This is a genomic window from Anditalea andensis (assembly GCF_000714815.1).
GTDB lineage: Bacteria > Bacteroidota > Bacteroidia > Cytophagales > Cyclobacteriaceae > Anditalea > Anditalea andensis.
This window is the reverse complement of sequence record NZ_JMIH01000038.1, coordinates 1-4,349: the sequence shown is the minus strand read 5'-3', so window position 1 is coordinate 4,349 and position 4,349 is coordinate 1. Positions and strand designations below refer to the sequence as shown.

Below are 4,349 nucleotides of genomic sequence, written 5' to 3'. Positions count from 1 at the left end.
CCACCCATGGAAATAAACATGTGCCGTTCCCCCACGACCCCGGAGGGAGTCGAGCTATATCGATCATCCAAATCCACATTCCTGAAATACTAATACATTTATCCCATACGCCGCACCCTGGACCGGAATGAAACGGTGGCAGCCTGGCCGCCTAAAGCCGAGAGCAGTCTCCTATATATCATTACACTCGATTTAGAATTTCACCGCTCGCACGGTGGTGGAAAAGACGACGGTTAGGGAGAGAGATACCCCACTTATTTCTGTTTTATAACATACCCCCGTTTTTTTTAATTAAAATATATTTTATGCTTCATTTTTGGATTTTTATAAGAATAATTTATAAATTTACACCTTTAAAGCTTTTGGTTTAAAAAAATACCTATTTTATATGACTGCATTTCTTGCTGCCTTAACGGCATTTTTCTTTGGATTTTTGGTGACCCCCATGGTCATTTTTTTCTTTAAAAGAACCAATATCCTAGAGGCTCCGGGCGGCAGAAAAATCCACAAGGGCATGGTACCCTCCATGGGTGGCATCGCCATACTGTTTGCTGCCTATATAGGGCTGGCTGCCTGGCTTTCTCTGGACCAGCTGGCCTTTGCCCGCTACCTGCTGATTGCCCTGACATTGATGTTCACACTGGGACTGAGAGATGATCTGGTAGAACTCACCGCTGTGCAAAAACTGTTGGGACAGGGCGTAGCTGCCTTTTTGGTCGTAGGCATGGCTGATATCCGCATCAGCAGCTTTTATGGGTGTTTTGGCATCTATGAACTCCCCTTACTGGTAAGTTACGGACTTTCTGCCGTGACCATTATCGTATTGACCAATTCATTTAACCTTATAGATGGACTGGATGGCCTGGCCGGTACCATCAGCTCCATCATCCTCGGCTTTTTGGGCTGGTGGTTAATGGATGCCGGTCTATACCCTTATGCCATCATTGCTATTACCATGGTAGGGGCTATCCTGTCCTTTTTGGTATACAACTGGCATCCGGCCAAGATATTTATGGGTGATACGGGATCTCTTAGCATAGGATTTTTGATAGCTGTTTTGCTTCTTCTTTTTATAGACAGGAATGGGACCATGCTGGCCATGCAGGGCTTTAAATTCAATGCCCCTATTGCCACTGGTGTTGCCCTGATGATCATTCCCATCTATGATACCGCCAGGATTTTTGTAAAGCGCATCCGTAACGGCCGGTCTCCATTGGCCCCTGACAAAAGCCATGTCCACCACTTCTTATTAAGAATGGGTTTCGATCATGACAAGGTAGTTTTTATCCTGTTAGCTGTCCAGCTTACCTTTATATCCTTTGTTTTTCTGGGTAGGTCTATGAATGACCATGTCATGCTGCCTCTGGTGGTCATGCTAGCTGTGGGTTTAGGGATCTTATTGGATCGGTATACGCTGAAACAGGTTATTAAAAACCATCTAAAAAAACCGCCTATCCTGCAACATAGGGTTTCAAATCCAACATATAAAAAAACTGCGCTTTCCAGCTTAGTGGATAGGGATAAAATAAAAGTAAATTAACCTACTGAATGCCTTTTTTATTTGTTAAAAAAAATATAGGTCACTGGTACCTGGCCGCATTACAGCCCTCGGGAGTTTCCGCTTTTCTTTAGAACATGGATCTGCGATTAATTGCTATATTTGTAAAAAAAATCAGGTAAATGAAGATTGTTAATACCCAATTAGAAGGCTGCTTTGAAATTGAGCCTAAAGTATTTGGAGATGAGAGAGGCTATTTTTATGAGTCATATAATGAAAAATCATTTAAAGCGCTGAGCGGTATCCATACGGAATTTGTGCAGGACAATCAGTCCAAATCACGTAAAGGCGTATTCAGAGGGCTTCATTTTCAGGCCCCTCCCTTTGCTCAGGCCAAACTGGTCCGCGTCATCAGCGGTGAAGTACTGGATGTGGCTGTAGACATCAGAGCAGGTTCACCCACCTACGGACAATATCACGCCGTGCTGCTGAGTGCAGAAAACAAAAAACAATTCTTCGTGCCCAGAGGGTTTGCCCATGGGTTTTTGGTGCTTTCTGAAGAGGCAGAGTTTTTATATAAATGTGATGATTACTATCATCCTGCGGCAGAGGGTGGGATCAGGTATGATGACCCTGCTCTGGGCATAGACTGGAAGTTGGATACGGCTGACCTTCTCCTTTCTCCAAAGGACAGGGTATTGCCTTTTTTGTCGGAATTTGAATCCCCTTTTATTTACGAAAAATGATCGATCAGAACCTTAAGATATTGGTCACCGGAGCAGGTGGCCAACTGGGGCAGGAAATAAAAAGCCTATCCGAAGTGTACAACAGGCCCAACTGGAGTTTTGCCGATAGCAAGGCCCTGGACATTACGGATGAAAGACAGGTAAAGGACTACATAGGCGCCTATACGCCCGAGGTGATCATCAACTGTGCTGCTTATACCGCCGTGGATGCGGCGGAATCGGATCCCAATGGTGCCTTTGCAGTCAATGTATCCGGTATACAGAACCTGACCGCCTATGCAGGCAAGGCACTCATCATCCACATATCCACCGACTTTGTTTTTGATGGCAACAGCTTTGTGGCCTATAAAGAAACCGATGAGACACATCCCATCGGTGCGTATGGGAAGACCAAAATGGAAGGGGAGAAGTTGCTCCAGCACATCACGGATAATCACATCATCATCAGGACTTCGTGGTTATATGGAAGTTTTGGTAAGAACTTTATGAAGACCATGCTGCATCTGGCAGATTCCCGGTCGGAACTTTCGGTAGTCGCTGACCAGGTCGGAACCCCTACCTATACCGGAGACCTGGCTCTGGCCATCATCAGGATTTTGGAGCAGGACCAAGTGGAAAGAGGCATTTACCATTTCAGTAATGAGGGAGTAGCCAGTTGGTATGACTTTGCCCATGCCATTTTCGATATGGCCGGGAAAAATATCAAGCTTATTCCAATTAAAAGCGAGGCCTACCCTACACCTGCCAAACGGCCCCACTTTAGTGTACTGGATAAAACCAAAATCAAAAAAGCCATTCATATGGAGATACCCCATTGGAGAGATAGCCTGGAAGTCGCTCTAAAAAAGCACCTTCGGTAAAGGAAGATCGATGGGCTTACACTGTCCGTCTATTTTACGCCATCCCCTGGATCTCCCCACTCGGACGCCGTCCCCTCGCCCGTAGCGGAGAGGTCTCCTATACCGATATAATCCCGTAGCTGAGATTTCTCCGCTTTCTATCGGTCGGTTTAAAAGGCGCCGTCTAATGTTTCCGTATTATCCATTCGCCATGGTTGCTTTCTCTCACCTATCCTAAACCTAAAAGGTATATAGGATAGGTGATATTTTTTCCAAGCCCGAAAATTTTTAATTTTTTTTTATTCCCCTAAAACTAAAAGAGTTGCTTTACACATCTACTTATTTGTCATACATCCTTTATTTAAGCCTATAGGAAGCTTAGATGGCATTTTCTGGCCATATAGCATTGTAGATATATTGGTATATTTGAAATGACTCTAAACATTCTTTACCTATAACAGATGAAAAAAAAGGTTTTCATGCTCTTTTTTAGTATGCTGGCACTGTCCGATATAGTACAGGCACAGCATCACAGGGACCAACTCTCATTTGGAATCGGCCCTTCGTTTTTATATGGCAATAATACTGGTTATTACAGCAAACTGAGGATCAAACTCCTGCCGGCATATACCCTTGCTTACAGTTATGACCATACACGGCATTGGGACTTTCGGGCATCCGTGGGCTATCAGCAGTTTGATGGGGATGGCAATACAGGAAACCCATCCAAAAAGTGGATAGCGGAAAACCAAGCCTATGATGCCAAAGGACAAATCTACTATATGGACCTGATGCCGGTTTATCAGTTCAATCCTAAAAATTACCTTAATAAAAAACAGTCCATCAGCTACTATGCCGGTATGGGTTTAGGGTTGATGCATGTACAGAGAGAAGTCAAGGTGGCCGAGATAGTTCCGGCTGTAGAAGGGCAGAGGGAAACCTGGCGGCCTGTGATCGAAGATCAGCAAACCACCGCTATCTACTTCCCCGTACGCATCGGCCTGAGTACCAACTGGCAGAAGCTCTGGGACCTGGGTCTGGAAGGATCAGCGCTGGTCGCTTCTTCCAACAATTTGGATGGCAACACCACCAATTCTAAAATCATCAAACCCGATGTGCTGTTTCAGTTCCAGGTTGTCCTTAAACGCAACATCAGTATCAATTAATATTTACTCTTTGCACCGCCCATATACCGCAGTCCCTTCTTCTCTACCATACGCCGTCCTCTCGAAATCTTTACCCATCACCCCGATAGGGGTCAAACCT

General features: G+C 44.9%; 4 protein-coding genes. All 4 read left to right on the top strand.

Translation table 11 applies throughout. The annotated features are described in order from the left end of the window. Positions 1-388 precede the first annotated feature (388 nt). The 4 genes from EL17_RS21220 (at position 389) to EL17_RS21205 (ending at position 4,249) form a co-directional block, all read left to right on the top strand. Positions 389-1,540 (top strand): glycosyltransferase family 4 protein, encoded by a 1,152-nt coding sequence (locus EL17_RS21220; RefSeq protein ID WP_035079288.1) that lies wholly within the window; start codon positions 389-391, stop codon positions 1,538-1,540. Between the two features lie 140 nt (positions 1,541-1,680). Next, positions 1,681-2,244, top strand: coding sequence for a dTDP-4-dehydrorhamnose 3,5-epimerase (rfbC, locus tag EL17_RS21215; RefSeq protein WP_035079285.1), 564 nt, complete (start codon positions 1,681-1,683; stop codon positions 2,242-2,244). Next, positions 2,241-3,104, top strand: a complete 864-nt coding sequence (gene rfbD, locus EL17_RS21210) for a dTDP-4-dehydrorhamnose reductase (protein ID WP_035079278.1) — start codon at positions 2,241-2,243, stop codon at positions 3,102-3,104. Before rfbC ends, rfbD begins: the two co-directional genes overlap by 4 nt. A gap of 440 nt (positions 3,105-3,544) precedes the next feature. Continuing rightward, positions 3,545-4,249, top strand: a complete 705-nt coding sequence (locus EL17_RS21205) for an outer membrane beta-barrel protein (RefSeq protein ID WP_035079276.1) — start codon at positions 3,545-3,547, stop codon at positions 4,247-4,249. Positions 4,250-4,349 lie beyond the last annotated feature (100 nt).